At 67.4% G+C, this 1,641-nt stretch carries 2 protein-coding genes and 1 pseudogene; all 3 read right to left on the bottom strand.

Annotated elements, in window-relative coordinates:
- Window positions 1-138: 138 nt before the first annotated feature.
- Complete coding sequence (locus tag ACFU6I_RS48610; RefSeq protein ID WP_352311884.1) at window positions 139-432, bottom strand: metalloregulator ArsR/SmtB family transcription factor; 294 nt, start codon at window positions 430-432, stop codon at window positions 139-141.
- Window positions 433-924: 492 nt separating this feature from the next.
- Window positions 925-1,050 (bottom strand): hypothetical protein, encoded by a 126-nt coding sequence (locus ACFU6I_RS48615; protein WP_384381013.1) that lies wholly within the window; start codon window positions 1,048-1,050, stop codon window positions 925-927.
- A 68-nt stretch (window positions 1,051-1,118) separates the two neighbouring features.
- Window positions 1,119-1,547, bottom strand: a pseudogene (locus ACFU6I_RS48620) (kinase); the annotation flags it as partial.
- Between the last annotated feature and the right edge of the window lie 94 nt (window positions 1,548-1,641).

A 1,641-nucleotide genomic window follows, 5' to 3' on the forward strand; every position in this document is an offset into this window, starting at 1 on the left:
GTCTCCTGCCTGCCCCTACCCCTCCACGATCACGCCCCGCACACGAAGAAGCCCCTGCTCATCGAACAGGGACTCCCTTTGCCACAACGCACTCAGCCTTGCTCTGGTCGTCGACGAATACCTGGGCGACGTAAATCTTCATGGTCCAGTCTCCGGTTGGTGCGGCTTGAGCCAGCGCGAGACGATCTGCTCAAGCGGTTGGGCATTGAGGTCGTGGAACTTGTAGCGGCCCTCGCGCCGCGTCGTCAGCAGTCCCGCGGCTTCCAGTACGGCGAGGTGCTGGCTGATCGCCTGGCGTGACAAACCCAGCCCATGCTTGCCGGAAAGCCGCGTGCAGATTTCGAAGAGAGTCTGGCCGTTCCGCCACGTCAGCTCATCGAGGATCGCGCGACGGGTCGGATCGGACAGCGCCTTGAACACATCATCTGGCACACCTCCACAATAGGCAAGTTTCTGCTTGCCTATCAAGTCGGACGGCTATCCTTGTCGATGGCGTCGTCGGTCCCTGTGGCACCCGATACGCTGTCCTCAAGGGGCCGTCACGGCCCGGCAAGGCCCGCATTCCCCCTGTTTGTGCAGGCCATTGCCTCCGGGGCCGAGCAGGCGTAATCCCCCGTCGCCTGCCTGGCCTCGGCGCCACCAGCACGAGTGCCCGCAAAAGCCGGGCCAGCCACTCAGATCAGACGGCTCGGCGGCCAGCCACAGCGCCGCCAAAGTCATCTGCGAGGACGACGGTTGCCGTGATGCGCGGCCGAACTGGGTAACAGCCGCGGCGGGGTGACGGGGCAGCCGCACCGGCGGCGTGACACAGTGGCCGGTTACCTCCAAGCGCTCCCGGACCGGAGTAGCTGGGCGCGACCCCCGGTGCGGTAGTCACGTCCCACCCCGGGGGTCGCGCTTCACCCCCTCGCCGTCCGAGCGGGGCTACAGGTCCTGGACAGCGAGCAACTCGCAAGCGTCGAACGTGGCCGCGCGGCGGGCACGCACCAGGCCGGAGCCCTCCGTGACGGCCCGGGCGTCAGGCGGCGCCGAAGTCGTGGGCCAGACCATCGCGCCACTCCACCCACCGCGGATGTCACGTCTGGACACGCGCGTCCGTGCTCGCCGCCCGGCTCCGGTCAGTGTTCCCGTGCGGGGAGCAGGGCGAGGTCGGTGTCGTGCATGATGCGGTTGACGGTGTCCGCCAGGATGCTGTCGGCGTCGATGACGGTCTCGATGCTGCCGGGCAGGAGGTCGAGCGGCCGGTACCACTCGCGCAGCTGGCTCTCGCCGACCTCGTCTGCGATCGGTTTGGTCGCATGCCTGGCCAAGGTCTCCGGGAATGGCACGTCCAGGTAGTAGCAGTGGGTGCGCCCGCGATGGTCGGCGCGCAGCTGCTGGAGCATCTGCCCGTAGCGGTCGGCGTACAGGATCCCTTCGACGACGACGTGGTAGCCGGCATCGAGCGCGTAGCGGGCCGTCAGGTCGATCAGGCCGATGTTCGCCGCTCCTGGCCGGTCCCGCTCGCGCAAAACGATCCGGCGCAGATTGTCCTGCCTCACAAGGGCCCTCGTGTTTCGCAGTGTTGAGTGATCATGTTCCGGCGGCGGCCCAGGCTGTGAGGACGGCCTGGATTTCTTCGGGTCTTGCCTGGTGGGGGTG

The sequence above is a fragment of the Streptomyces sp. NPDC057486 genome (assembly GCF_042802415.1).
GTDB lineage: Bacteria > Actinomycetota > Actinomycetes > Streptomycetales > Streptomycetaceae > Streptomyces > Streptomyces yanii.